This is a genomic window from Candidatus Accumulibacter phosphatis (assembly GCF_000024165.1).
GTDB classification, from domain to species: domain Bacteria; phylum Pseudomonadota; class Gammaproteobacteria; order Burkholderiales; family Rhodocyclaceae; genus Accumulibacter; species Accumulibacter phosphatis.
In genome coordinates this window covers 775,382-801,299 of sequence record NC_013194.1, presented here as the reverse complement: position 1 = coordinate 801,299, position 25,918 = coordinate 775,382, and the positions used below count along the sequence as shown (strand labels likewise).

Here is a 25,918-nt window from a genome sequence, read left to right as displayed (position 1 = left end):
ATCTTGTACTCACTCCGCCTCGCCGAACTTGTCGGCGATCAGCTCGAGGATCGCCTCGTTGGCTGCCTGCTCGTCTTCCCCGGCGGTTTCGACAACCACCGTCGACCCTTTTCCTGCCGCCAGCATCATCACTCCCATGATGCTCTTCGCGTTGATGCGGCGCTCGCCCTTCTCCATCCAGACCTCGCTGGCGAAGCGGCTGGCAAGCTGCGTCAGCTTGGCCGAGGCACGGGCGTGCAGGCCCAGTTTGTTGAGGATTGGTGTTTCCGCGCGTACCATGCCGACCTCCGTTCATCGTCATCTAGACTGGCGCCGGCAGCTTGACCACCCCATCATGGGCGCCGCTGATCGCCTTCTGCAACATCGTTTCCATCCCTTTTTCGCGATAGGTCAAGGCACGCAGCAACATCGGCAGGCTGAGGCCGGAAACGCCTTCGAAACGCCCCGGTTCCAGCAGCTTCAACGCCAGATTGGCCGGCGTCGCGCCAAAAACGTCGGTCATCACCAAAACGCCCTCGCCACCATCGACTTCCCTCAGCAACAGACGCGCCAGCGGCAGGATATCGAGGGGATCATCCTGTGCCGCCACCCCGAGTTGCGCGATCAGCGGCGGGCGCTTGTTGAGCACGTGGCAGACGTTCTGGATCAGGCTTTCGCCAAACGAACCATGCGTTACCAGCAGAATACCGATCATTGCCTTCACCCATCATTACAGCCCGCCATTCTAAGGGATTCCATGCCCGCCGGCAGCATCGGCAAACGCTTCAAGGAACGATTTCGAGCGCCGGCGGCTGGCCGCCGACATACACCAGCCGGTGGTGCATGGCGGCGCTTACCTGAACGTGGCCTTCGGCATCGACCCTCAGAACGTGCTCGACCTGCAGGCGGCGCGCCAGACGCGGCCAGTCGACACCGGCGATGAACAAGGGTTTCGAGGCGACGTCGGAAAGCGTCCCGGCCGCCGCGCGCGGCGAAATCAGGACGCTGAGCGCCTGCGTGTGCTCCACCGGCTGACCGCTGCGAGGATCGAGCAGGTGGCAGTAGCGGCGCCCGTCGACCTCGAAATAACGCTGGTAGTCCCCCGACGTGCCGATCGCCTCACCGTCGTCGAGTTCGATCGTCGCCAGCGGACCCGGCTGGCGTGGATGCTGGATGCCGACCCGCCAGCGCTGGCCGTTCTTGCTGCCAAGCGCCATGACATTGCCGCCAATGTTGAGCAAGGCGTCGTGCACCCCTTGCGCTGCGAGGATGGCCGCCGCACGATCGAGTGCGACCCCTTTGAGGTAACCGCCGAAATCGAGCGCCACTTCACGCTTGCGGCTGGCGGCAACCTGATCGTCAAGCTGCACATCGGCGATGCCGGGGCGCGCTGCGCGCCAGGCAGCCAGTGCCCCGGCGTCGGGCAGCGCAGCCGGCAGATCGTCGGACTGAAAGCCCCAGAGGCTGACCAGGCGACCGATTCCCGGGTCGAAGAGCTGTTCGCTGGCCAGCGCCAGGCGCTGCGCGTCGGCGATCAGCGTCGCCATTTCCGGCGTCACGGGCTGCCGCCGACCAGCCGCCAGAGCTTCGTTGAGCGCGCTCAGTTCGGAGGGTTTCCAGGCGTGGTACGTACGATGCAGGCGGTCGAACTCGCGTAGCACAGCGGCGGCGGCCGGCCGTGCCTGCGCCTCGGGCAGGCCGGCAATCAGTACCTCGACGCGCGTACCGAAAACGAAGGCTTCCTGATGATGCAACGGCGCCCGGCCGCAAGCGGCCAGGGCGCCGAGGAAAATGAGCAGCAGGCCTAGACGGCTGCTACCGCGCACGCACGCTCCAGCGCCGCGACGAACATCTCGGCAGCATCGAAACCGGTCTGTTCGGCAATCTCGACCATACACGTCGGGCTGGTGACGTTGATCTCGGTGAGCCAGTCGCCGATCACGTCCAGACCGACCAGCAGCAAGCCGCGTGCGGCCAGCACCGGCGCCAGCGCGCTGGCAATCTCGTGGTCGCGTGCGGTCAGTTCGCGAGCCACGCCCGTGCCACCGGCAGCGAGGTTGCCGCGCGTCTCGCCGGCTTTCGGAATGCGCGCCAGACACCACGGGACGACCTGGCCGCCGACGAGCAGGATGCGCTTGTCACCATCGACGATCTCGGGGATATAGCGCTGCGCCATGATCGTGCGGGCGCCGTCGCGGGTCAGCGTTTCGACGATGACGTTGCGGTTCGCGTCATCGTCGCGCACGCGGAAGATCTGGCTGCCGCCCATGCCGTCGAGCGGCTTGAGGATCGTGTCGCGCTCGAGGTCGATGAACGCGTGGATCAGGGCAGCCTCGCGTGCCACCAGCGTCGGCACCGCAAAGCGGGCGAACTCGGCGACCGACAGTTTCTCGGAATGATCGCGCAGTGCCCGCGGTCGATTGAAGACGCGTGCGCCTTCGCCTTCGGCACGCTCGAGCAACCACGTCGTGGTCACGTACTCGATATCGAAAGGCGGATCCTTGCGCATCACGACGGCGCCGAAGTCGCGCAGCGCAACGACGTGCCGATCGATTTCGACGAACCAGTCGTGGTCGTCGGCAAGCATTTCCAGGTGCACCGCTTCGGCGCAGACGCCATGCAGAGGCGAGAGATGGATCGCCTCCTGCTGCACCGCCCAGACCGCATGCCCACGCGCCTGCGCTGCACGCATCATCGCAACGCTGCTGTCCTTGTAGGCCCGGAGCGACCCGAGCGGGTCCACGACGAATGCTATGCGCATGCCAATTCCTCCGCCACCGGCGCCGTCCGTTCGAGCTCCAGCGACGCGGCAAGTTGCGCCAGACGGGCAACCACACCATAGGCATAGAAGCGGTTCGGGGCCGCATCGGGATTCTGGCATTGGTCGGGCAGCGAACAACTGGTCTCAAAAGCCAGTCGCTCGAAGTGCATACCCGGCGCGTTGAGGTTTTCGTCGCGGCCGCGGCCGCTATGCACACGGTAGAAACCGCCGACGACGAAGCGGTCGATCATATAGACGACCGGCTCGGCGACACCTTCCTGCTTGCCGCTGCCGACCACCTCGTAGCTGTGCACACCCTCCTGGATGATCACTTGCGAAACCGCCAGACCCTCCTTGATCACCGACATCTTGTTGCGCTGCCGGCGATTGAGGCCGGTCACCTGCGAGGCGTCCTTGACCGTCATCACGCCCATGCCATAGGTGCCGGCGTCTGCCTTGACGACGACGTACGGGGTCTCGTCGATGCCGTACTGCCGATACTTCTCGCGGATCAATTCGAGCACCGCATCGACATTGGCGGCCAGGCAATCCTCACCCTGGCGCTCGTGAAAGTTGACGCTGTCGCACACCGAAAAGTACGGGTTGATCCGCCACGGGTCGATACCGACCAGCCTGGCGAAATCGCCCGCGACCTGATCATAGGCAGCAAAGTGGTTCGACTTGCGGCGTACGGCCCAGCCGGCATGCAGCGGCGGCAGTACCACCTGCTCGTCGAGATCTTTCAGGATTTCCGGGATGCCGGCCGAGAGATCGTTGTTCAGCAGGATTGCGCAGGGTTCGAACCCGGCGAGGCCGAGCCGGTGGCGGCTGCGCACCAGCGGCTCGAGGAGCAGTGTCGTACCGTCGGGTAGCCCGACGGGAGTCGGCTTGACGATCTCGGGCAACAGCGAGCCGATGCGTACATCGAGCCCGGTCAGGCGCAGGATGGCGGCAATCTGCGCCACATTCTGCAAGTAGAAGAGGTTGCGCGTGTGGTTCTCGGGAATCAGAAGCAGCCGCTTGGCGTCCGGGCAGATGCGGTCGATCAGGGTCACCGCCGCCTGCACGCAAAGCGGCAGGAAGCTCGCGTCGAGGTTGTTGAAGCCGCCCGGGAACAGGTTCATGTCGATCGGCGCCAGCTTGAAACCCGAATTGCGCAGGTCGACCGACCCATAGAAGGGCGCCGTGTGCTCCTGCCACTGCCCACGCAGCCAGCGTTCGATCGCCGGCATGGCATCGAGGAAACAGCGCTCGATCTCGAGCAGGGGACCGCTGAAGGCTGTGGTAAGGCGTGGAACCATGAGCTTGTCTCCTCCCCCCGGCGACAGGGCATGCCAGTGAATGCGCGGTACTGACGCCTGCCAGGACGGCAAAAAACGTGGCTGGTCAGGCAAATCGTCTATTTTACACCGCGTTGCGGCAGGAAGGCACGGAACGACTCGGGCAGCGGCGTCTGCTCGAGACTGCGCTGAGCGAAGAGAAAACGGCCGTCGCAGACGAAACCGAGGTCCTCCCAGTCGACAACATTCAGCGCCTCGGCCAGTGCCCGCACATCGACGGCCGGGTCGCGCGGGAAAATCGCCAGTACCGCTCCGTCATAGTGATTGCAGCAATGCACGAAGAAGGGCCGCGAGCGGCGTGTCTTGTTGTTGACGTAAACCCGTGGCTGCGTCGACTGATGGTAGCCACGTCCCCAGTGCCACCAGTTGGATTCGTCAAACGGCCGGATGCGGCGAGCGATCAGGCGAGTCTTGTGCGGCAGCAAGACGGCCGGCGGCGCTTCGCCAGGCTCGCACCAGAGCATCCGGCGCGTCTTCCCGCTGGCGAGCGTCCCCGAGTAGACGAAACTGCGATTCCCGTACTCCTCGCTGGCGTAAAGATCATCGGCGCCGGACACCGCGCCGACCTTGACGAAAGCGATGTCCGTCAGGTGCAGCGCATAGTCGCCGCGCGTGAACAAGAGGTGACCACCGCTCTCGACGAAGTGGCGCTCCTCCCACTGCAATCGCCCCAGGCCGGCGATGCCGTCGGCAAAGCCCTGGGCGGCATAGTGCGTCAACCGCGAAAAGTTGCCGAGTTCGAACCGCCAGATCGCGCAATTCGGCGTGGCACCGTCAAACAGCCTGGAATCGCCGAGCTCGACGAAATCCGTGATCGTTCCCGCGGCATGCAGCACGCGGTTGAGCGGCACGGCGGAGGTCGCCTTGACGAAATCGCGCGGCGTGATGAAGACGAGTTCGCCGCCCGGTGCCAGATGCCTGAGACACTTCTCGATGAAGAACAGGTAGAGGTTGGCGCGCCCGTCGAGAACGCTGCGCCTGACCCGGCCACGCGAGGCGGCCGGTATGTCCTGGTAGCGCACGTACGGCGGATTGCCGATGATCGTCGCGAAAGACTCGCGCTCCGACAGGTCGAAGAAATCCATCACGCGCGCCCCCGGCGGCGCATGCCGTGGATCGATCTCGATGCCGACCGCAAACGGAAAATGCTGCAGGAAAACGCCGTCGCCGCAAGCCGGCTCGAGCACCCGGCCACGGTTGCGCACCAGCGCAAGCATGCTGTCGACGACCGACGTCGGCGTGAACACCTGTCCGAGGCGGCCGATGTCGTGCGTGGGTGGAGTCGACGGCGGAGACTCGACTGTTTTCGGCGGACGGCTCACCGTCAGCGAGTTCCCCAGGGCATGACCGGCACCGTCGAAATACTGTTCGCCGGCGCGCCATCGATCAGCTTGCGGCTGATCGCCAGGTAGACCAGCGTCTTGTTCGCTTCGTCCCACATCCTGACGACACGCGTCTCCTTGAACAGGATCGAGGTGTCTTCGGCGAAGACCGTGGCTTCTTTCGGCAGCTTCGCCGGCAAGGAGATCGGCCCCGTCTGCCGACAGGCCAGCGAGAACTGCGACGGATCCTGCGCCAGGCCAAACGAACCGCTGACACCGCCGGTTCGCGCCTGACTGACGTGGCAGGTCACTCCCGGCACCTTCGGGTCGGCAAAGCTCTCGACGCAAATCCGGTGATTGGCACCGATCAGCTTCCATTCGGTGGTCACGCAACCCACCTGATCAGCCTGCGCCAGCGTGCTCCACAGGGCAAGCGCGCCACAAACGGTCGCCCGGCTGCCCATGCTCCATTTCCTCTTGGCCATCAATTTTCCCCCTTCGGTCTTGCGCACGCCGGCGCTACGTCCCGGCGAACGGCCCTGTCGATCAGCGCCGTCGGTCGCCACTGCTCACTCCGGATACGCTCCCAGCGTCACGTTGCTGATCTGCCCGACCGGCGAACCCCGGCGCGCCCGCTGGGCCAGATGGCGGTCTTCCGAAACCAGCGTCTTGATCCGGTTGCGGGCCGTTCCCTTGATCGTCACTCGACTACCTTGCACAGCGAGCACCGCGCGCAGCGTTTCCGCATCGCGCAGGCCGATGATCTGCACGCCCTTGCCACTGGCCAGGCGCTTCATCTGGGCGAGCGGAAAAACAAGCAATCGTCCGTCTTCGGATAGCGCGGCGAGATGATCCTTGCCGGCGATGCGCAGCGGCGGCAGGATACCAGCGCCTTCTTCGACGCTCAGGAAGGCCTTGCCGGCCTTCTGCCGCGACAGCAGATCGCCGTAGGTGCAGATGAAGCCATAGCCCGAGGTCTTGGCGAACAGCAGTTCGTCGTCGGCGCGGCCGGTAAGCACGTGTGCAATCTTGCCGCCCCCCAGGTCGACGAACGACGACAGCGGCGCGCCCATGCCGCGACCGTCCGGGAGACTGGCGATGGCCACGGTGAACGCGCGCCCCTCGCTCGAGATGATCACCAGTGAATCGACCGAACGGCACTCCTGCGCCGAACCGGCGCGGTCGCCATCCTTGAAGACGACGCCCGAGAGATCGAGGCCGTGCCCCTGGCGGACTCTGGCCCAGCCCTTCTCGGAGATGATCACGGTCACCGGCTCATCGGCGACGGCGGCGACTTCCGAGCGCGAAGCAGTCGTCGCCGCCAGGATGATGGTGCGCCGTGCGTCGCCGTGCTTCTCGGCGTCGGCCTTGATCTCCCTGATGACCTGCCGGCGCAGCAGCGCGTCGCTGCCAAGGAGCTTCAGCAGCCCCTCGCGCTCGCCGCGCAGCTTGTCGAGTTCCTGCTCGATGCGGATCCCTTCGAGGCGCGCCAACTGGCGCAGGCGGATTTCGAGGATGTCTTCGGCCTGCCGGTCCGACAGTGTGAAGCGGGCGATCAGCGCCGCTTTCGGGTCGTCGGACTCGCGGATGATGCGGATCACTTCGTCGATGTTGAGGAAGACGATGTGGCGGCCTTCCAGGATATGAATCCGGTCGTCGGCCTTCTGCAGGCGAAACTCGGTGCGCCGGTGCACGGTGCGGATACGGAAGGTACACCATTCGCCGATCAGGTCGGTCAGCGACTTTTGGCACGGCCGACCGTCGATGCCGACCGCCACCAGATTGATCGGCGCCGAGGTTTCGAGGCTGGTATGGGCGAGCAAGAGAGCGACGAACTCGTTGCGGTCGATGCGCGAACTGCTCGGCTCGAAGACCAGCCGAACGTCGTCGTCCTTGCCCGATTCGTCGCGCGCCCGGTCGAGTTGCGAGGCCATCAGCGTCTTGAGCTGCGCCGCCGACTGCTCGATCGCTTTCTTCCCGGGTCTGGGTTGCGGGTTGAGCAGCGCGCCGATCTCGGAAAGCACCTTGGCCGACGACACGCCGGGCGGCAATTCCCGGAAGACCAGTTGCCAGGCACCGCGCGCCATCTCTTCGAACTCGTAGCGCGCCCGCACGCGCAGGCTGCCACGACCGCTGGCGTAGGCGGCGGCGATGTCGGCCGCCGACGAGATGATCTGGCCGCCTCCGGGATAGTCGGGGCCCGGGATGTGCTCCATCAACTCGTCGAGGCCGGCTGCCGGGTGCTCGATCTTGTGGATCGCCGCCGCCGCGACCTCGCGCAGATTGTGCGAGGGGATTTCGGTGGCCATGCCGACGGCAATTCCGGAAGCGCCGTTGAGGAGCAGGAAAGGCAGACGCGCCGGCAGGAAAGCCGGCTCGTCGAAGGAACCGTCGTAGTTCGGCTGGAAGTCAACGGTGCCTTCACCGAGTTCGCCGAGCAGCAGTTCGGCGATCGCCGTCAGGCGCGCTTCGGTGTAGCGCATCGCCGCCGCGTTGTCGCCGTCACGCGAGCCGAAATTGCCCTGGCCATCGACCAGCGGGTAGCGCAGCATGAACGGTTGCGCCACGCGCACCATCGCGTCGTAGGCCGACGTGTCGCCGTGCGGGTGATACTTGCCGATGACGTCGCCGACGACGCGCGCCGACTTGACCGGCTTGGCGGTCGCCGACAGTCCCAGTTCGCGCATCGCGAACAGGACGCGTCGCTGTACCGGCTTCAGTCCGTCCTTGACATCCGGCAGCGCCCGCCCCTTGACGACGGCGATCGCGTACTCGAGATAGTCGCGCGCCGCCGAGTCGTGCAGCAGGACGCTGTCGTCGTCTTCGCCAGGCGGTGGTGGCGGTGCGCTGACGACTGGCGGCGCGGGCGGCGGCGGCAGGTCGGCAAACAGGTCTGGCGTCGAGTCTTTCTGCATCGTCAGACCTCCGCGCCGATCATGGCGCCATTTTCTTCCATCCACGCCCGCCGGCCGGCAGATTCACCCTTGGCCATCAACATGTTCATCACCGGCTTGGCCGCTTCGGTACCCGGCATGCGGATGCGCATCAGCCGGCGCGTATCGGGCGACATGGTCGTCTCCCACAATTGTTCGGGGTTCATTTCACCCAGTCCCTTGAAGCGCGAGATCGAAATGGCTTCGGGCTTGACGCCCTCGAGGCGCAGACGATCGATCGACGCGTCGCGCTCGGCGCTGTCGAGCGCATAAATCTTGCGTGGCGGACGATTCTTGCCCTGGCCCGGCACGTCGAGACGATAGAGCGGCGGCTGGGCGAAGTAGAGATGGCCGCGCGCGATCAACTTCGGAAAATGGCGGTAGAAGAGCGTGCACAGCAGGACGCGGATATGCGAGCCATCGACGTCGGCATCGGTCATGATCACCACCTTGCCATAGCGCAGATTGGTCAGCACCGCATCCGGCGCGCTCGGCGGGTGCGGATCGATGCCGAGCGCCACGGCGATATCGTGCACTTCGCGGTTGGCGAACAGGCTGCCGGCCTCGACCTCCCAGGTGTTCAAGACCTTGCCGCGCAGCGGCAGAATCGCCTGCAGTTCCTTGTCGCGCCCCGATTTTGCCGAACCGCCGGCGGAATCGCCCTCGACGAGAAAGATCTCGTTGCGGTTCACGTCCTCGCTCTGGCAATCCGAGAGCTTGCCTGGCAGGATGGCGACGCCCGACTGCTTGCGCTTCTCGACCTTCTGACCGGCACGCGTGCGCGCCTGCGCGGCACGGATCGCCAGATCGGTGATCCGCTTGGCCGCTTCCGGATGCTCGTTGAGCCACAACTCCAGCGGATCGCGCAGCATGCGCGCGACGAGCGCCACGGCGTCACGCGAATTCAGGCGCTCCTTGGTCTGACCCTGAAACGAGGGATCGAGCATGCGCACGGCGAGGACGAAGCTGGCGCGCGAAAAGACATCCTCGGCCGCCAGCTTGACTCCCTTGGGCAGCAGCGCATGGTGCTCGGCAAAGCTCCGGATGGCATCGAGAGCCGCCTGACGCAGGCCGGCTTCGTGCGTGCCACCGGCGGTCGTCGGGATCAGGTTGACGTAGGATTCGCGTGCCAGACCGCCCTCGGCCGTCCAGCAGATCGCCCAGGCGGCGCCGGAGCCGGCCGGAAAATTCTCGTCGCCCTTCGCGGCGTACTTCTCGCTGCTGAAGACCGGTGCCACCGCCTCGCCGTCGATCTGTTCGGCAAGATACTGCAGCATGCCGTTGGCAAAGCACCATTCGCTCGTCGCGCCATCCTCGACACTCAGCGAAACGTGCAGGCCTGGCAGCAACAGCGCCTTGCTGCGCAACAGGCGCTCGAGCTGCGCCAGCGGGATCGCCGGCGTATCGAAGAAGGCCGGGTCCGGCCAGGCGCGCAGCCGCGTACCGGTCGTTTTTTTGGGCGCATCGCCGACCCGCTGCAGCGGCTCGACGACCTCGCCGCCGGCAAAAGCCATCCGATGGCGCGCGCCGTCGCGAACGACCTCGACCTCGAGGCGCGTCGACAGCGCGTTGGTCACCGAAACGCCGACGCCGTGCAGACCGCCCGAGAAGCGGTACGCCGAAGCGCCATCATCCTTGTTGAACTTGCCGCCGGCGTGCAGGCGGGTGAACACCACTTCGAGCGTCGGCACTTTTTCGAGTGGATGCATCTCCACCGGAATGCCGCGGCCGTCATCCTGAACCGTCACCGAATGATCACGATGCAGCGTCACGCTGATCCGCTTGCAGTAGCCGCCGAGTGCTTCATCGGCCGCGTTGTCGATCGCTTCCTGGATGATGTGCAGGGGACAATCGGTACGCGTGTACATGCCGGGACGATGGCGCACGGGCTCCAGTCCCTTGAGGACAGCGATCGATTCTGCGGTGTAACTCATTGAACTGATATCTCCAACCGACTGCCTGAGCCGCGTCGGCCCTGGCCGTCAACGACGATGGTTAAGGGTCGCCCCACACTCCTGGACGGCGGACTCCGTGCCCGGTATCTGTCTGGCCCATCGGTCCGGCACGGTGCCTGGACGCGCCCAAACGCGCAGAGAGCCGGAGCAGAGGCGGGCCCAAGGATGCATCGAGGTGCGGAGTTTACTACCGAACCCTGCCCGATTGGCGCCGATCGCTAGCTGCGGCGCCGTGTCACGGATGCTGTGAGATAGGCAAACCGGAAACGCCATTGGCGCCGGCGACCAGCGCGCCGGCGGTGACGAGGCTCACGACTTCCACGTCGGCCGCCAGCAGATCCGATTCTCCGCCGGAACAGGCTTCCGCAGCTTGCGCGAGAGCCGAGCCACGTCGAGCAGCCCGCCCCGGTGGCGAGCCAGAATCAATCAGAGCAACGGCGGGAGAATCAGCCCAGGTTTCGTGCAGGAAGCGGCTCGATTGCTTTCGTCACCTGTGCAGTGATCGTCCTACCCCCGGCAACGTGCTTCTCTTCAGACCAGATCCGCCAGCCAGGCGTCACGCGGCAGGTCCGCAACGCCGGGAGTGATCACAAAGCGGGTCATGGCATGCGGATTCATCAGCCCGATGCCGCCCTGCGGCAAGCGGTAACTGATCGCCGGACGTTCGAAGAGGCTTGTCAGGTTCATCAGCCGCTCGGCGAGAGCCGCCTTGCGGGTTCCTTCCGCGCTGGTGCGCAGAACATGACCACCCTTGAAGAAGAACTCGATGCGCGCCTTCACGTGCTCGCCCTCGATGCCGCCGGCGAACGGCTGCGCGAGTTCCTCCGGCGTCAGTGCCGTCAGCGTCAGGTTCAGGGAACTCGGCACGAGAACGCTCAGGTCACGACTGGCCTCGATTTCCACACAGGCGATCGCCTGCGGCGAGAAGATCTCGGTCTGACCCGCCGAACCGATGATCAGGGGTTTGCCCGAGAAGATCTGGCCGCTGCGCTTGAGACTCTCGAGCATCTGCTCGACATTGGCGGGATCGGTTTGCAGAAAGCGCCGGGAGCGGCTGGCAGTGGTAATGACCGTAATGCTGATCGCCATGGCGATACTCCATCAAAAACGGTGATTGGGCGCTGGTCGCAGTCACTCGGGACCGCGATTCTTCCCCTGCACCCACAGTACGTCGCCGCGCCCACCGGCGCGGTTCAGCGCACGGCCCAGAACAAACATCAGATCCGAGAGACGATTCAGGTACTTGCGAGCAAACTCGGAAACCGCTTCCGTGCTCGCCAGATGTACGATCTGGCGCTCGGCGCGACGGCAGACCGTGCGCGCCAGATGAGCCAGCGCCGCCGCGCGCGTACCGCCAGGCAGGATGAAATCCTTGAGCGGCGCCAGGTCGGCGTTGAATTCCTCAACCAGATCCTCGAGCCGAAGGACCTGTTTTTCACTGATCATGTTCATTCCGGGAATGCACAGCTCGCCCCCCAGATCGAACAGGTCATGCTGAATGCCGATCAGTGCCTGTCGGATGTCGTCCGGGATCTCCTCGGTCAACAGGAGGCCAAGCGTCGAGTTGAGTTCATCGACCTGACCCATGGTTTCGACGCGCAGGCTGTCCTTGCCCACCCGCGTGCCGTCACCAAGGCCGGTGGTACCGGCATCGCCGGTGCGGGTGACGATTTTCGAGAGACGATTGCCCATGCCGGCCTTCCTGATCACAATAAGGGTAATTATAGCCGAAGGAGGATGCATGCCCGGCCGATCTATGAAGCTCTGCGCCAACCTCAGCTTTCTCTTCACCGACGTGCCGTTCGTCGACCGCTTCGGCCGCGCTGCGCGCGCCGGATTCGCTGGCGTCGAGTACATGTTTCCCTATGGCTACGACGCCGACGAACTCGCCCGCCTGCTGCGCGAACACCGCCTGCTACAGGTCTTGCACAACCTGCCGGCAGGCGACTGGGACGCTGGCGAGCGCGGCATCGCCTGCCTGCCCGGACGCGAGGCCGAGTTCCGGGACGGTGTAGAGCACGGAATCGAGCACGCCCGCCGCCTCGGTTGCACTCAGCTCAACTGCCTGGCCGGCATGGCACCCGCCGGCGTACCGGAAGCGGCGATCCGCGCGACGTTCAAGGCCAACCTCGAACACGCCGCCAAGCGCCTGGCAACGTACGGCATCCGGCTGTTGATCGAACCGATCAACAGCCGGGTGGACATCCCCGGATTCTGGCTGGACACGCCGGCGAAGGCGCTGGCGCTGCTGGCCGAGATGGCTGAACCGAACCTCTGGCTGCAATACGACATCTACCACGCACAGATCATGCAAGGCGACCTGGCGAGAACGATACAGGCCAACATCGGCCGCATCGCCCACTTCCAGCTTGCCGACAATCCGGGACGCCACGAGCCGGGGACCGGTGAAATCAACTACCCGTTTCTTTTCGCCCTGCTCGAGCGGCTGGGCTACAACGGCTGGCTCGGATGTGAATACCAGCCCCTGCTGTCGGGAGCGGGGACCGAGAGCGGCCTGTCGTGGGCGAAGGAGTGGCTCGGCAGGTAGAAGCGGGGGACGCGCACGGGAAACCGCGCAGAATTCCGGGGCTGCTCAGCGGCCCGCGCTGTCCTTGCGGAAAACGTAGAACAGGTTGTGCTCGCTGACCATGTACAGCGTGCCGGCGTCGTCGATAGCCACCCCTTCGGCCTGCGGGATGGTGTGCTCAAGGCCGTGGAGGCCGCGCAACAGGGCGATGAAATTGCGCGGTCGATAGCCTTTGTCGAGTTCCACCAACAGATGCGACTCCTGCGACAACGCCAGGATGTGGCCGCTGTGCGGATCGACGGTGAGCGCGGCCAGATCGGTCATGTGGCCACCCAGCCCAGCGAGTTCCTGCAGCTCACCGGTCACCCGACAGCCATCGGCCGGCAGGCCATAGAGCATCACCGGATACTTTTCCTTGCCCAGGAGCAGCCGCTGGTGGCGCTTGTCCCAGGCCAATCCTTCGAAGCCCTTGTTCGGATCCTCCGCGTGGCCGAGGTCGACCTGTTGAACCACCTGCTCCGCACCTATTTCCCGGGTAGCCGCGTCGAGGCGAAAGATCGACAGCCTGTGCTGGCGTTCGGAGGTGATCGCCATGCAGCCCCCTTCCAGCACCGCCACACCCTCTAGATCGGCCGCACCGATCACCGGAATGCTGCGCAAGACCTTGCCCGCAAGCGACAACTCGATCAACAGGGGTTGCTTGCCGCTGACCGTAAACAGGGTGCCGGTTGCCGGGCTGTAAGCCAGATCGGAAAACTCTTCATTCTCGAAGCCAGGCACGGCGATCTGCAGCACAGCCTTGTGTTCCGGCAACCACAGGCTGGCGGCGCGCTCTTCGGCCGGGCTGCGCGACTCCTCCAGCCAGAGCAGCGCGCGCGCGTCCAGACGTAGCCAATGGACGGCGCCAGCAGCAAGACCCAGCAGGACGAGGCCAGCCAAGCCCCAGAAGCGAGGCCTCCGTAACCGGCTCAGAACGGAGCGACGGTCGCTCACCCGGGGGCAGCGTCGAGGGAAGCCGCGGCAAAGGTGTTACAGAAACGGAGATCTTCAGGATAGGGAAAGAAATCCTCGACGTGGCCGGCACGGATCTTCTCCTGCGCGCCCTGCCAAAACTTGACGCTGAGCAGCGCCCGGTGGTACTTGAGGAAGGCCGAGCGCACTTTCGGCGAGCCGAGCAGGAAGCTGGCAAACTCTTCCGGGAAGACGTCGTGCCGGCCTACCGAGTACCAGGGCTCGCTGGCCATCTCCATCTCCGGATACGGCGGCTCCGGAATGACGCGGAAGTTGGTGTCGGTCATCAGCTCGATCTCGTCGTAGTCGTAGAAGACGACGCGGTTGTAGCGTGTGACGCCGAAGTTCTTCCACAGCATGTCGCCCGGGAAGATGTTGGCACAGGCCAGTTCCTTGATGGCATTGCCGTACTCGAGGACGGCGTGGTCGATCTCCGCCGGCGTTGCCGTGTCGAGATAGAGGTTGAGCGGCGTCAGGCGGCGTTCGATATAGAGGTGCTTGATCACTAGATCGTCGCCCTCCTCCTCGATCAGCGACGGCGCGAGCGTGTTCAGCGCCTCGAGCAGTTCGCCCGAGAAGCGCTTCCTGGGCAGTGCGACCTGTGAGAACTCGAGCGTATCAGCCATGCGGCCGACCCGGTCGACCTGTTTCACGAGCAGGTACTTGCGTTTGACCGTGGCGCGATCCATCTCTTTCGAGGCGCCAAAAACGTCCTTGATCAGTTTGAAGACATAGGGATAGGAAGGCAGCGTGAACACCAGCATGACCAGGCCGGCTATCCCTGGCGCAATGATGAACTGATCCTCGGAATGACGCAGGTGCTGTTTCAGGTCACGGAAGAACATGGTCTTGCCCTGCTTGCCAAGGCCCAACATGGTGTACAGCTCGGAGGTCGGCTTGTTCGGCATGATGCTGCGCAGAAACTGCACGTAAGCCGACGGCACCTCCATATCGACCATGAAATAGGCGCGCGACAGCGAGAACAGAACGCTGATCAGCCCGTTGTCGAGGAGGATCGTGTCGACGACCAGCTTGCCTTCCGGCGAGTGCAGAACCGGGATGGCGAAGGCAAACTCCTGATGACCGTTGATCGCCTTACCGAAAAGGTAGGCACCCTTGTTGCGGTAGAAGGCCGAGTGCAGAACCTGGATCTGGGCGTTGGCTTCCGCCGCGGGCCAGTCGCCGAGGCGCTGGTGTGCGGCGCGCATGATGTAGTCGACATCGCGATCGAGGTCTTCGAAAGGACGCTGCCAGTCGAAGTCGACGATGACCTGCCGGATCGCCTGGCGCAGACCGTGCTGCGCCGGATAGTAGCTCCGGTAAGTCGGCGGGTACGACTGGATGTACTCGGTGGACACCGCCGGACGGGCAAAGATGTAGTCGTTGTGAAAATAGGTGCGGTGCAGGATCTTGGAGCAGACCGAGTTGAAGAAGGTCTCGGCGAGTTCCGGCTGCTTGTGGTTGATCAACTGGCCGATGTAGAACAGTTTGACTTGCTGCCAGGTCGCATCGTCGATCGAAGCGGCACCGAAATTTGCCGACAGCAACTCGGCCGTCTCGCGCACGCGGTCGTCATAGGAACGGATGCGCTCGCGAACGGCATCATGAACGCCCCGCCAGTCGCCAGCCTCGAAAAGCTCCTTGGCTTGCTGTCCATAGCGGCGAATCAGGCGATAGTGCCGGTTGAAGCCATCGATCATCGCCTCGACAATGCGTTGGGCGAGCACGTTCTGAGTGGTCGATATGTCCATTGGATGCGGTCGAGGGGTCGGATTGATAGGATTGTAGCATCCGCACAACGGCGCCACATCACTCGTCGTCGCCGCCTGCGAAGCCTGCCGGTGAGTCCGTCAAGCGGCCGATTGCCGACAGCATCGCGGCGCCGGACGAGTCGGCATGCACCGACACAAGCGCGAGAATTGCTGCAGATCGCCTGAATTTACGACATAATCGCGGGCGGTGCCGCAGGAGAGTTTGGCTTCAGACGAGGATCCTTCGTGCCCAGGTACGCAGCATCGTCCGATCAACGGATCCCGAGCCGGCGCATGGAGCTACAAGGCACCGGCGCTGGCCCCTGCATCGGCGACAACCACACAATTAGGAGTTGGCATGAGCGAAAGTCTGATCAAGGTCCCGCAAGGCGGGCAGAAAATCATCCCCGGGCAGGCAATCCCGGACAACCCCATCATCCCGTACATCGAAGGCGACGGCATCGGCATCGACATCACGCCGGTGATGATCAAGGTCGTTGACGCCGCGGTCGCCAAGGCCTACGGCGGCAGCAAGAAGATTCACTGGATGGAAGTGTACGCCGGCGAGAAATCAACGCAGATGTATGGCTCCGACGTGTGGCTGTCGGCCGAGACGCTCGACACGCTCAAGGAGTACTCGGTGTCGATCAAGGGTCCGATGACCACACCGGTCGGTGGCGGCATCCGTTCCCTGAACGTGGCGCTGCGCCAGGAACTCGATCTGTACCAGTGCGTTCGCCCGATCCAGTACTTCCGTGGCGTTCCGTCGCCGCTCAAGGATCCGTCGAAGACGAACATGGTCATCTTCCGCGAGAACACCGAGGACATCTACGCCGGCATCGAATGGCTGGCCGGTTCCGATGGCTGCAACAAGGTCATCAAGTTCCTGCAGGAAGAGATGGGCGTCACCAAGATCCGCTTCCCGGCAAGCTCCGGTATCGGCATCAAGCCGATCTCCAAGGAGGGGACCGAGCGCCTGGTACGCGCCGCCATCAAGTACGCCATCGCCAACAAGCGCCGCTCGGTGACGATCGTGCACAAGGGCAACATCATGAAGTTCACCGAAGGCGCCTTCCGTGACTGGTCCTACGCGCTGGCCAAGAACGAATTCGGTGGCGTCGAGATCGACGGCGGGCCATGGCTCAAGCTGCCCAACGGCATCGTCATCAAGGACTCGATCGCCGACGCCTTCCTGCAGCAGATCCTGCTGCGCCCGGCGGAATACGACGTGATCTGTACCACCAACCTGAACGGCGATTACATTTCCGACGCACTGGCCGCGCAGGTCGGCGGTATCGGCATCGCCCCGGGTGCCAACATCTCCGATCAGTACGCCTGCTTCGAAGCGACGCATGGCACGGCACCGAAGTACGCCGGCCTGGATAAGGTCAACCCGGGTTCGCTGATCCTCTCGGCCGAAATGATGCTGCGGCATCTCGGCTGGATCGAAGCGGCCGACCTGATCGTCAAGGCGATGGAAGCGGCGATCGGCGACAAGGTCGTGACCTACGACTTCGCGCGCCTGATGGAGGGTGCCCGCGAGGTATCGTGCTCGGAGTTTGGCGATGCGATGATCGAACGGATGTAGGCAATCGCCCTGCACCGCCCGACCGACAAGGCCCCCGCAAGGGGGCTTTGTCATTGCGCTTACTTGATGCAGACGATGCGCACCTGCTTCAGGTCGGTGATCCCCGAGAGCACCTTCTCGATGCCGTCCATCTTGAGCGTGTGCATACCTTCGTTCAGCGCGGTGGCAAGCAACTCGGCAACACGCGCGTGCTCCTGGATTTGCTTCTTGAGAAGATCCGTTCCGGTCAATAGCTCGTGCAGGCCGACGCGCCCCTTGTACCCGCTGCCAGCACAGGCAGCACATCCCCTGGCCCGGTAGAGCGTAAACCGGCCTGCGCTTGCATGGCGCTCCAGCCATTCCTGACGCACCCGCTCGGCAGCGGCCTGCGGGTCCTGCTGCCATCGCGCCGTGCCCCGAAATTCAGCGCAGTACTCGGAAAGCAGTTGGCTGATCTCTTCCGGTGTCGGCTGGTACGCCTCCTTGCACGCGCTGCACAAGCGCTTGGCAAGACGCTGGGCCAGAATGCCAAGCAGCGCGTCGGCGAAGTTGAAGGGGTCCATGCCCATGTCGAGCAGGCGGTTGACCGACTCGGGTGCGCTGTTCGTGTGCAGCGTTGCGAACACCAGGTGGCCGGTCAGCGAGGCTTCGATGCCGATCGACACGGTTTCCTTGTCACGCATCTCGCCGACCATGATCACATCGGGATCCGCACGCAGGAAAGCACGCATCACGGTGGCGAAATCGAGTCCGGCCTTCTTGTTGACCTGCACCTGTCGCAAGCCCTTCTGCGTAATCTCGACAGGATCCTCGGCGGTCCAGATCTTCGTTTCCGGCCGGTTGATGTAGCTCAGGATCGAGTGCAGCGTGGTCGTCTTGCCCGAGCCGGTCGGACCACAGACGAAGAAAAGCCCGTAGGGTTTCGCGATCAGGGCCTGCAGTCGCTCGAGATTGTGCGGCGTAACGCCGAGGCGATCGAGCGGGATCGGCTCGCCAGCGGCGAGAATGCGCAGGACGACGTCCTCCATGCCCCCGGCCGTCGGCAGCGTCGCGACGCGCAGTTCGACGTCCAGCGGCCCCCACTTCTTGAATTGCATCTTGCCGTCCTGCGGCCGGCGCTTCTCCGAGATGTCGAGATCGGACATTATCTTGAGGCGGGCGATCAAGGCATTGCGGTAGGAGGCAGGTACTTCGACATAGGGAGACAGGGAGCCATCGCGGCGGAAACGAATCAGGGTCTTGCCCTTACCCGGCCGCGGCTCGATGTGAATGTCCGAGGCGCCTTGCTGGCAGGCGTCGACGATGATCTTGTTGACCAGCCGCACGAGTTCGTTGTCGGCTGCCGCACTGAGCACCTCGGCATGGCTGCCGGCGGCGTCGCCCGACTCGTCGTCGTCAAGACCAGACAACAGGTCGCCGACCGAATCCATGTTCGACAGGGCACCGAAAAACCTGTCGACCGTGAGCGCGAATTCACGGCGCGTGGTGACGCGATAAGCGATTCGACTCTTCGGAAAAACGTTGTTGACGGTTCGCGAACTCCTGACCCGTTCCGGGTCGATCGCCACCACGACCACCCCATCGGGCGTCTCCTCGACCGGTAGCCACAGATTCGCTTCGACGTAATCACGCTTCAGGTTCTTCAGCAGATCGAGCGGCTTGATTCGATCCGGCAGGAACGGCTCATAAGGCACGGAAAAGAAGGTCGACAGCGCGGCACCGATGGCCGGCAACGGCACCTGAAACTCGGTGCACAGGACGTCTTCGATATCCGCGCTCTTGCGGCGTGCCGAGCGCTGGGCGAGTTCGAACTCGGCTGCCGAAATGATCGCCTCGGCGACCAGCGCATCGTAGCGGGTCCTGCGCACCGCCGCCGGCGTCTTCTGGCGCTGCGCAAACGCGACCGCCAGCGTCTGCGCCAGCGCCTGGACGCCCTCCTCGGCTACTGCCGGAAACGGTGCATCCGAGCGGTTGTTGATGAGTTGCACGACGCCCAGCATTTCGTTGCTCTGAGCATTGAGGATCGGCGCAACCAGCATCTGCTTCGAGCGATAGCCGGTCCGCTCATCGATCTCTTTCAGGAAACGCAGACTGGCACTGTGCCCCGCCAGTTCGCGATGGTCGTAGACGTCGCGGATGTTGACGGTCTTGCCTGTCGCCGCGACATAGCCGGCTATGCTCTGCTCGCTGATCGGCAGCCGGATGTCCTGGCGCGACGCGAGCCCGGTCTTGACCTTCGAGACAATGCTCTGCCGGTCGTCACTGACCAGATAGATGGTCAGCCGATCACAGTGAAACAACTCGCAAATGTCCTCCGACATCTCGAGAATGATTTCGTCGGCGTCACTGGTGGCATGGATCTTGTTGGTAACGCGCTGCAGGTTCTTGAAGAACCCCAGGCGTCGACTCATGTCGCCGAGGTTGGTGTCGATCGGCCAATCGGTTGCCATTTGCTCGTCGGCGCTCAGAACTCGAAGACCTGATTGTGCTGCAGCATGCGTGGCTTGAAGGAACCCGCACAACTCTCGATTTCCGCCATCGTCAGCTCACTCTGGCCCGGCTTCAGGTGACTGACGTAAACCTCGGCGGCGATCGTCAGCTTGGTCAGCTCCGTGGCCAGCATGCTCGGACACAGGTGCTTGGAGACTTCGGCCAGGCGCCGTTCATGATTCGGGAATGCTGTTTCGATCAGCAGGAAGCGAAGGTTGGCAATGCTGTTGACCACTGGCCAGAAAGCATCGTTGATCGTCGTATCGCCCGTAAATACGAGGCTACCGGACCCCGAGTCGAGCTGATAACCCACCGCCGGAACGGTATGTTCGGCGGGCAGTGCCGTGATCGTTCGTCCGCCCAGGCGAACGGACTGGCCGAGAGCAATCGACCGGTAGCGCATGACCGCCTCCTCCGGACTCGGGATGACGCGGAAATCCGGCCAGATCACCCAGTTGAAGATGTGCTTGCCGATGATCGCAAGCGTCTCCGCCGTCGCATAGACCGTCAGGGGCTTGTCGCGCAAATCGCTGACCGAATCGACCAACAAGGGCAAGGAAGCGATATGGTCGAGATGCGAGTGGGTCAGGAAGACATGATCGATGACCGCCAGTTCGGCCAGCGAGAGATCGGCGACACCCGTCCCGGCATCGATGAGCAGGTCGTCGTCGACCAGCATCGAAGTGGTCCGCCGATGGCTCCCACCGATTCCTCCGCTGCAGCCGAGAACCCTGACTTTCATGATCCCCGCCCCACCGGACGCTCCGCCGGCTCCGCGGTGATACGCGAAACACGATCCTGCTGACGAGGCGGTCGCCGGTCCACGTGACGGATCATCAGGTCTTCAGAAAAAATTCCATCTTCACGCCCGCAAGCTCGATCACGTCATGGTCCTCAAGGCGATGTGCCTGGGCGTCAAGAACCTTGCCATTGAGTACCGGGAAGCTGGCTCCCTCGACATGCGTCAGAAAGTACCCCTGTGGTCGCCTCGCGATCACCGCCACCTGCACGCCTGGCTTGCCCAGTGTCGTCAAGGTCTTGGTCAGTTGCAGCTCGCGACCGGCGTTGGAGCCGCTGAGCAGCTGGATGGCCGCGATGGATGGTACCGCCGAAGCGGCGCTGTGACCCAGGCTGGGTCCGATCGGATCACTGGCCTTGACGACCTCAGGAACGGGTATCGACTCGACGAGCATGTTCTTGGCGTACTCCGTCGTTTCCCCCGGTGTTTCCGAAGCGGCAAGATACTTCATCTTGTACTTGCCCATTTCGATGACGTCGCCGTCCTTCAGGAAATGCTTCTTGACCGCCTGGCCGTTGACCAGCGTGCCGTTGGTGCTGTTCAGGTCCTCGAGGAAGGAGTCGTTGAGAATCGTCACCACGGCCGCATGCTCGCCACTGATCGCCATGTTGTCGATCTGGATGTCGTTGTTCGCCTTGCGACCGATGCTCATGCGATCCGTGAGCAGCGGGATCTCCTTGAGTACCAGGCCATCCATGCTGAGTATCAGCTTTGCCATCGCCTTCCCGTCCTTATCTGAGCCATGACCAGAGTTTCGCCCAACTCCCGCTGGCCGCAGGGAATTTGCGCACGACTCTGACCACGATAACCGAAATATTGTCATCCCCACCATGGTCGTTGGCCATCTGGATCAGATACCTTGCCGCCCTCTCAAGGTCGGTGCCGAACATCTCCAGGGCGCGCTGCATGTCCGCCCCGTCGACCATGTCATGGAGACCGTCGGAGCAGAGCAGATAGACGTCGCCAGGCTGCACCGGATGGACGTGAATCTCCGCCTCGACTTCGGGGTCCACGCCGACGGCACGCGTCACCAGGTTGCGGTTGGCCGCGTAACGCGCGTCTTCAGCGGAGATCAAGCCGCTGTCGATCTGCTCCTGCAGCAGCGAGTGATCGCGCGTCAACGCCACGAACTCGCCGGCACGCAGACGATAGAGGCGAGAGTCGCCAACATGGGCGACGATCATCCGGTTGTCGCAGAAAATGGCTGCGACGAGCGTCGTGCCCATGCCGCCGAGTTGCGACTGACTCTCCGACGCCTGGTAGATCGCCGAGTTGACGACCGCGATCTGCTCGACCAAACAACGCACAGCGAATGGCTGCCCGGTCCGCTGGTCCTCCTCGTGTGCCGAGGTCGTCTTCAACGCCGCCACCAGCCCCGCGGACAGGAGCGTCGTCGCCATCTTGCTCGCCACCTCACCGGCGTTGTAGCCGCCCATGCCATCGGCGAGGATCACCAGTCCCTGACCGGCGTCGGCCATGACCGAATCCTCGTTCTGACTCCGCACCAGCCCCGGGTCAGAACAGGCGACGATATCGAGCGCGCCCAAAAGACTGTTTGCCACGTCGTCTCCACATAACTGATCAGCAGACCGAGCCGGCTTCCGTCGCATTGCGTACGGGTCAGCCGGTCACCGACGGCCGACCAACGGGATTGTGCCCACACTAGCCGCCGAAAGGCAATTCGCTGCCGACTCCGCGCTCACGCGCAAGTGCTTCAAGGCGGACCGCGACCGCCAGATCCTGTATGGCCATACCCTGCGACTCGAACAGCGTGATCTCGGCGCTCGCCGACCGCCCGGTCTGGCGACCACAGATCACGTCTCCCAGTTCGAGCAACTGCCGTGCCTGTAGGCGTCCCTTCTCCAGCCAGGGCAGCAGGTCACCCGCCTCACGCAGTGCCGTCTCGATGCTGTCGACGACGATCGGCGAACAGCGCTTGAGGACGTCTTCACCCAGTTCGCGGCGAATCAGTGAATTGGAACCTGCGGCATTGATGTGTGTGCCGGGAGACAGCCAGTCGGCGTCGAAGAGCGGCGTCGCCGAGGTCGTGACGGTGCTGACGATGTCGCTGCCGCGCACGGCGTCCTCGGGTGAAGCGGCAGCGGCGACCTCGATGCCAAGGCGCTCCGACAGCCGCGCACAGAAGGCGAGCAGCCGCTCGCTGCGCCGCGCATACACCTTCACCCGCCGTAGTGGACACACGGCTGCTATCGCTTCGATGTGCCCTTCGGCCTGCCAGCCGGCACCGAAGACTCCCGCCACTTGCGCGTCGGGTCTGGCCAGCCAGCGCGTCGCAACGGCCGATGCCGCACCTGTGCGCATCATGCCGAGACGATCGGCTTCGACGACGGCGCGCAGCCTGCCGGTCGACGCCGAATAGAGGTAAACGAGGAAACGTACGCCCGAGCGGTTACTGGTGTAGGCCTTGTAGCCGATGGCGTCAAGACCCGGCAAGGCCCCCTGCAGGACATGCAGCGTCGTCTGCGGCAAGCGCGTGCGTTGGCGGGGTATGTCGCAGGCCTGCCCCGACGAAAGCTCGCGGTGTGCTGCCTCGACCGCTTCGATAACCAGCGGCATGGTCAGCAGCTCTTCAACGTCTTTTTCACTCAGGAACAGGGCCATTTCTTCCTCGTCGGCGGTATCGAACAAGCGCCGCGGGCCGCTCGGGGCCAACCGTGAGCGACGCCGCGCAACGCCTGGTCAACGATTTTACCGGCAAATGAAATGACACGCGCCGGGGGCAAACAAAAAAGGCAGACCGCGGTCTGCCCTTCTTGCCGAGACGAGAAGCCAGCTCAATCCGGACCTAGATCAGCGCCTTGATCAGCTTGCCCATTTCCGACGGGTCGCGCGTCACCGTAAAGCCGCACTCCTCCATGATCGCGAGTTTGGCATCAGCGGTGTCCGCGCCACCGGAGATCAGCGCACCGGCGTGGCCCATGCGCTTGCCAGCCGGAGCGGTGACGCCGGCAATGAAGCCGACGATCGGCTTCTTCATGTTGGCCTTGCACCATACGGCCGCATCCGCTTCATCCGGACCACCGATTTCACCGATCATGATCACCGCGTCGGTATCCGGGTCGTCGTTGAACAGACGCATGATATCGATGTGCTTGAGACCGTTGATCGGATCGCCACCGGTACCCACGGCCGACGACTGGCCGAGACCGATTTCGGTCAACTGACCGACCGCTTCGTAGGTCAGCGTACCGGAACGCGAGACCACCCCGATGCGACCCTTGCGGTGAATGTGACCCGGCATGATACCGATCTTGACTTCGTCCGGCGTGATCAGGCCGGGGCAGTTCGGACCGAGCAGCAGGGTCTTCTTGCCGCCAGCCGCTTCCTTGCGCAGCATCTTGTTGCGCACGACGAGCATGTCGCGCACGGGGATGCCTTCGGTGATGCAGACGACCAGATCGAGGTCGGCTTCGACCGCTTCCCAGATCGCCGCAGCGGCGCCTGGCGGCGGCACGTAGATGACCGAGACCGTGGCACCGGTCTGGGCAGCAGCGTCCTTGACCGAGCCAAAGATCGGAATGCCGAAAATACTCTCGCCGGCTTTCTTGGGATTCACCCCGGCGACGAAGCAGTTCTTGCCGTTGGCGTACTCCTGGCACTTCTCGGTGTGGAACTGGCCGGTCTTGCCGGTGATCCCCTGGGTGATGATCTTGGTGTCTTTGTTAATCAGAATCGACATGGTGGCTCCTTAACTGACCGCAGCAACGATCTTGGTGGCGGCTTCGGCCATTGAATCCGCAGTGATGATCGGCAGGCCGGAATCGCTGAGGATCTTCTTGCCGATATCTTCGTTGGTCCCCTTCATGCGGACCACCAGCGGCACGGAGAGGTGCGTTTCCCGAGCGGCGGCAACGACACCGGTGGCGATCGTGTCGCAGCGCATGATGCCGCCGAAGATGTTCACCAGAATGCCCTTGACCTTGGGATTCCTGAGCATGATCTGGAAGGCTTCGGTGACCTTCTCGGTGGTCGCGCCACCGCCGACATCGAGGAAGTTGGCCGGCTCGGCACCGAACAGCTTGATCGTGTCCATCGTTGCCATCGCCAGACCGGCGCCGTTCACCAGGCAGCCGATGTTGCCGTCGAGCGAAATGTACGAGAGGTCGAACTTGGACGCTTCGAGTTCGTCGGGGTCCTCCTCGTCGAGATCGCGGTAAGCGACGATCTCCGGCTGCCGATAAAGCGAGTTGGAGTCGAAGTTGAACTTGGCGTCGATGGCCTTGATGTTGCCGTTACCCTCGAGGATCAGCGGGTTGATCTCGGCCAGGGAGGCGTCGGTTTCCATGTAGCACTGGTAGAGCCCCTTGAGCGCTGCCACCGCCTGGCCGACGGACTCCGCCGGCACGCCAATGCCGTTGGCCAGTTCGGCCGCCTGCGCGTCGCTTATCCCGTCGACCGGATCGATGAACACCTTGAGGATCTTTTCCGGAGTGTCGTGGGCAACCTTCTCGATGTCCATGCCACCTTCGGAAGACGCCATCATCACCACCTTCTGCGTCGTGCGATCGGTCAGCGCGGCAACGTAATACTCCTTGCGGATGTCTGCCCCTTCTTCGACGAGCAGCCGCCGCACCTTCTGGCCTGCCGGTCCGGTCTGGTGCGTCACGAGTTGCATGCCCAGGATCTGCCCGGCAAACTGGCGAACTTCGTCCAACGACTTGGCCACCTTGACGCCACCGCCCTTGCCGCGACCACCCGCGTGAATCTGGGCCTTGACCACCCAGACCTTGCCTCCCAGGGTTTCGGCTGCCTTGACCGCATCATCGACGGACGGACAGAACACCCCGCGCGGAACCACGACGCCGAATTTCTTCAGGAGTTCCTTGCCCTGATATTCGTGAATTTTCATGCGCTTTCCTTGCTTGAGTTAAGGTTGCAAAACGTAACGAACCACAGGCAGGAGGTCCTACCTGGGCTTCTGGCCACGGTACCAGCGCGGGTAATAGCGCCGTACTGCGTCCGAATGCGATTCCAGCGCATGGCAACGATCGAGCTGATAGGGCTTGTGGCCGCTATCGTCGTTGTCGAGCACCTCACTGGCGAAGGTCTGCAGTGCCGCGGTCGGCAGGAACATCGCCAGTTCGCTGAGATGCGAGCAGCCGCGCGTGCTGCGGAACAGGGTCTTGACTGCCGTCCGGAAGCCATGGAAGAGATTGAGACCGACCAGTTGCGCGTAATCCGGGGTGATTCGATCGCAATAGTCGACGTAGGGCATGGCATCGGTGCAAGCCACCGCGTCGAGGATGGTCATCCCGTGATCGATGGTCACCCGCATCCACATGTCGTGAACCGCCTCACCCGGCCTCCGCAGACCCGAGGAGAGCGGATAGTCGTGATCCTTAACATCGGTCAAACGAGCCTCGATGTCCCAGCAGCCGTCGCTACGCTTGTAACCGTGCAGATGCACGCTGCGGACGTGCATGCGGGTGCGTTCGGCAGTGGGAGGGGGCAGCGGCATCGGG

Annotated in this window: 23 protein-coding genes; 2 read left to right on the top strand and 21 right to left on the bottom strand. The window is 63.6% G+C overall.

Annotation, left to right across the window (positions count from 1 at the left end; translation table 11 throughout):
- Positions 1–9 precede the first annotated feature (9 nt).
- The 11 genes from CAP2UW1_RS03380 to CAP2UW1_RS03330 form a co-directional block, all read right to left on the bottom strand.
- The gene (locus CAP2UW1_RS03380; RefSeq protein WP_015765271.1) at positions 10–279 is read right to left on the bottom strand and encodes an HPr family phosphocarrier protein; all 270 of its coding nucleotides are present in this window, start codon (positions 277–279) and stop codon (positions 10–12) included.
- Positions 280–301: 22 nt separating this feature from the next.
- The gene (locus CAP2UW1_RS03375; protein ID WP_015765270.1) at positions 302–694 is read right to left on the bottom strand and encodes a PTS sugar transporter subunit IIA; all 393 of its coding nucleotides are present in this window, start codon (positions 692–694) and stop codon (positions 302–304) included.
- 70 nt (positions 695–764) lie between these two features.
- Positions 765–1,805, bottom strand: coding sequence for an FAD:protein FMN transferase (locus CAP2UW1_RS03370; protein ID WP_015765269.1), 1,041 nt, complete (start codon positions 1,803–1,805; stop codon positions 765–767).
- Positions 1,784–2,740, bottom strand: coding sequence for a glutathione synthase (gene gshB / locus CAP2UW1_RS03365; protein ID WP_015765268.1), 957 nt, complete (start codon positions 2,738–2,740; stop codon positions 1,784–1,786). The genes CAP2UW1_RS03370 and gshB overlap by 22 nt, the downstream gene beginning before the upstream one ends.
- Positions 2,731–4,041: a glutamate--cysteine ligase gene (gene gshA / locus CAP2UW1_RS03360; protein ID WP_015765267.1), complete on the bottom strand. Its 1,311-nt coding sequence runs from the start codon at positions 4,039–4,041 to the stop codon at positions 2,731–2,733. Before gshA ends, gshB begins: the two co-directional genes overlap by 10 nt.
- A gap of 98 nt (positions 4,042–4,139) precedes the next feature.
- The gene (locus CAP2UW1_RS03355; RefSeq protein WP_015765266.1) at positions 4,140–5,402 is read right to left on the bottom strand and encodes an Eco57I restriction-modification methylase domain-containing protein; all 1,263 of its coding nucleotides are present in this window, start codon (positions 5,400–5,402) and stop codon (positions 4,140–4,142) included.
- A 2-nt stretch (positions 5,403–5,404) separates the two neighbouring features.
- Positions 5,405–5,866 (bottom strand): CreA family protein, encoded by a 462-nt coding sequence (locus CAP2UW1_RS03350; protein ID WP_015765265.1) that lies wholly within the window; start codon positions 5,864–5,866, stop codon positions 5,405–5,407.
- Positions 5,867–5,971: 105 nt separating this feature from the next.
- Complete coding sequence (gene parC, locus CAP2UW1_RS03345; protein ID WP_015765264.1) at positions 5,972–8,317, bottom strand: DNA topoisomerase IV subunit A; 2,346 nt, start codon at positions 8,315–8,317, stop codon at positions 5,972–5,974.
- Between the two features lie 2 nt (positions 8,318–8,319).
- Positions 8,320–10,269: a DNA topoisomerase IV subunit B gene (locus CAP2UW1_RS03340; RefSeq protein ID WP_015765263.1), complete on the bottom strand. Its 1,950-nt coding sequence runs from the start codon at positions 10,267–10,269 to the stop codon at positions 8,320–8,322.
- 552 nt (positions 10,270–10,821) lie between these two features.
- A complete protein-coding gene (locus CAP2UW1_RS03335; RefSeq protein ID WP_015765262.1) occupies positions 10,822–11,379 on the bottom strand; it encodes a hypothetical protein in 558 nt (185 codons plus the stop codon).
- 42 nt (positions 11,380–11,421) lie between these two features.
- Positions 11,422–11,982, bottom strand: coding sequence for a cob(I)yrinic acid a,c-diamide adenosyltransferase (locus tag CAP2UW1_RS03330; RefSeq protein ID WP_015765261.1), 561 nt, complete (start codon positions 11,980–11,982; stop codon positions 11,422–11,424).
- Between the two features lie 49 nt (positions 11,983–12,031).
- Between CAP2UW1_RS03330 and hyi the strand changes: the two genes are divergently transcribed.
- Positions 12,032–12,838 (top strand): hydroxypyruvate isomerase, encoded by an 807-nt coding sequence (gene hyi / locus CAP2UW1_RS03325; RefSeq protein ID WP_015765260.1) that lies wholly within the window; start codon positions 12,032–12,034, stop codon positions 12,836–12,838.
- Positions 12,839–12,883: 45 nt separating this feature from the next.
- On the opposite strand, the gene CAP2UW1_RS03320 is transcribed toward hyi, so the two are convergent.
- Both CAP2UW1_RS03320 and aceK read right to left on the bottom strand, forming a co-directional pair.
- Positions 12,884–13,756, bottom strand: coding sequence for an SdiA-regulated domain-containing protein (locus CAP2UW1_RS03320; protein ID WP_291910840.1), 873 nt, complete (start codon positions 13,754–13,756; stop codon positions 12,884–12,886).
- Positions 13,757–13,806: 50 nt separating this feature from the next.
- Complete coding sequence (gene aceK, locus CAP2UW1_RS03315; RefSeq protein ID WP_015765258.1) at positions 13,807–15,579, bottom strand: bifunctional isocitrate dehydrogenase kinase/phosphatase; 1,773 nt, start codon at positions 15,577–15,579, stop codon at positions 13,807–13,809.
- A gap of 358 nt (positions 15,580–15,937) precedes the next feature.
- Here aceK and icd point away from each other — a divergent pair, with 358 nt between their 5' ends.
- Positions 15,938–17,167, top strand: coding sequence for an NADP-dependent isocitrate dehydrogenase (icd, locus tag CAP2UW1_RS03310; RefSeq protein WP_015765257.1), 1,230 nt, complete (start codon positions 15,938–15,940; stop codon positions 17,165–17,167).
- A gap of 59 nt (positions 17,168–17,226) precedes the next feature.
- Here the strand turns inward: icd and CAP2UW1_RS03305 are convergent, their stop codons facing one another.
- The 8 genes from CAP2UW1_RS03305 to CAP2UW1_RS03270 form a co-directional block, all read right to left on the bottom strand.
- Complete coding sequence (locus CAP2UW1_RS03305; RefSeq protein ID WP_015765256.1) at positions 17,227–19,596, bottom strand: GspE/PulE family protein; 2,370 nt, start codon at positions 19,594–19,596, stop codon at positions 17,227–17,229.
- Positions 19,597–19,610: 14 nt separating this feature from the next.
- Positions 19,611–20,378: a 3',5'-cyclic-nucleotide phosphodiesterase gene (locus CAP2UW1_RS03300; RefSeq protein WP_015765255.1), complete on the bottom strand. Its 768-nt coding sequence runs from the start codon at positions 20,376–20,378 to the stop codon at positions 19,611–19,613.
- A gap of 94 nt (positions 20,379–20,472) precedes the next feature.
- Positions 20,473–21,153 carry an FHA domain-containing protein gene (locus tag CAP2UW1_RS03295; RefSeq protein ID WP_015765254.1) on the bottom strand — a complete coding sequence of 227 codons (681 nt, stop codon included), beginning with the start codon at positions 21,151–21,153 and terminating at the stop codon, positions 20,473–20,475.
- 13 nt (positions 21,154–21,166) lie between these two features.
- Entirely contained in the window at positions 21,167–21,997 is an 831-nt protein-coding gene (locus tag CAP2UW1_RS03290; protein WP_015765253.1) for a Stp1/IreP family PP2C-type Ser/Thr phosphatase, read from the bottom strand.
- A 100-nt stretch (positions 21,998–22,097) separates the two neighbouring features.
- A complete protein-coding gene (locus CAP2UW1_RS03285) occupies positions 22,098–23,057 on the bottom strand; it encodes an ornithine cyclodeaminase family protein (protein WP_015765252.1) in 960 nt (319 codons plus the stop codon).
- A 184-nt stretch (positions 23,058–23,241) separates the two neighbouring features.
- Positions 23,242–24,135, bottom strand: a complete 894-nt coding sequence (gene sucD / locus CAP2UW1_RS03280; RefSeq protein ID WP_015765251.1) for a succinate--CoA ligase subunit alpha — start codon at positions 24,133–24,135, stop codon at positions 23,242–23,244.
- 9 nt (positions 24,136–24,144) lie between these two features.
- Positions 24,145–25,305, bottom strand: coding sequence for an ADP-forming succinate--CoA ligase subunit beta (sucC, locus tag CAP2UW1_RS03275; RefSeq protein WP_015765250.1), 1,161 nt, complete (start codon positions 25,303–25,305; stop codon positions 24,145–24,147).
- A 57-nt stretch (positions 25,306–25,362) separates the two neighbouring features.
- Positions 25,363–25,914 carry a DUF2889 domain-containing protein gene (locus CAP2UW1_RS03270; RefSeq protein ID WP_015765249.1) on the bottom strand — a complete coding sequence of 184 codons (552 nt, stop codon included), beginning with the start codon at positions 25,912–25,914 and terminating at the stop codon, positions 25,363–25,365.
- Positions 25,915–25,918: the final 4 nt, after the last annotated feature.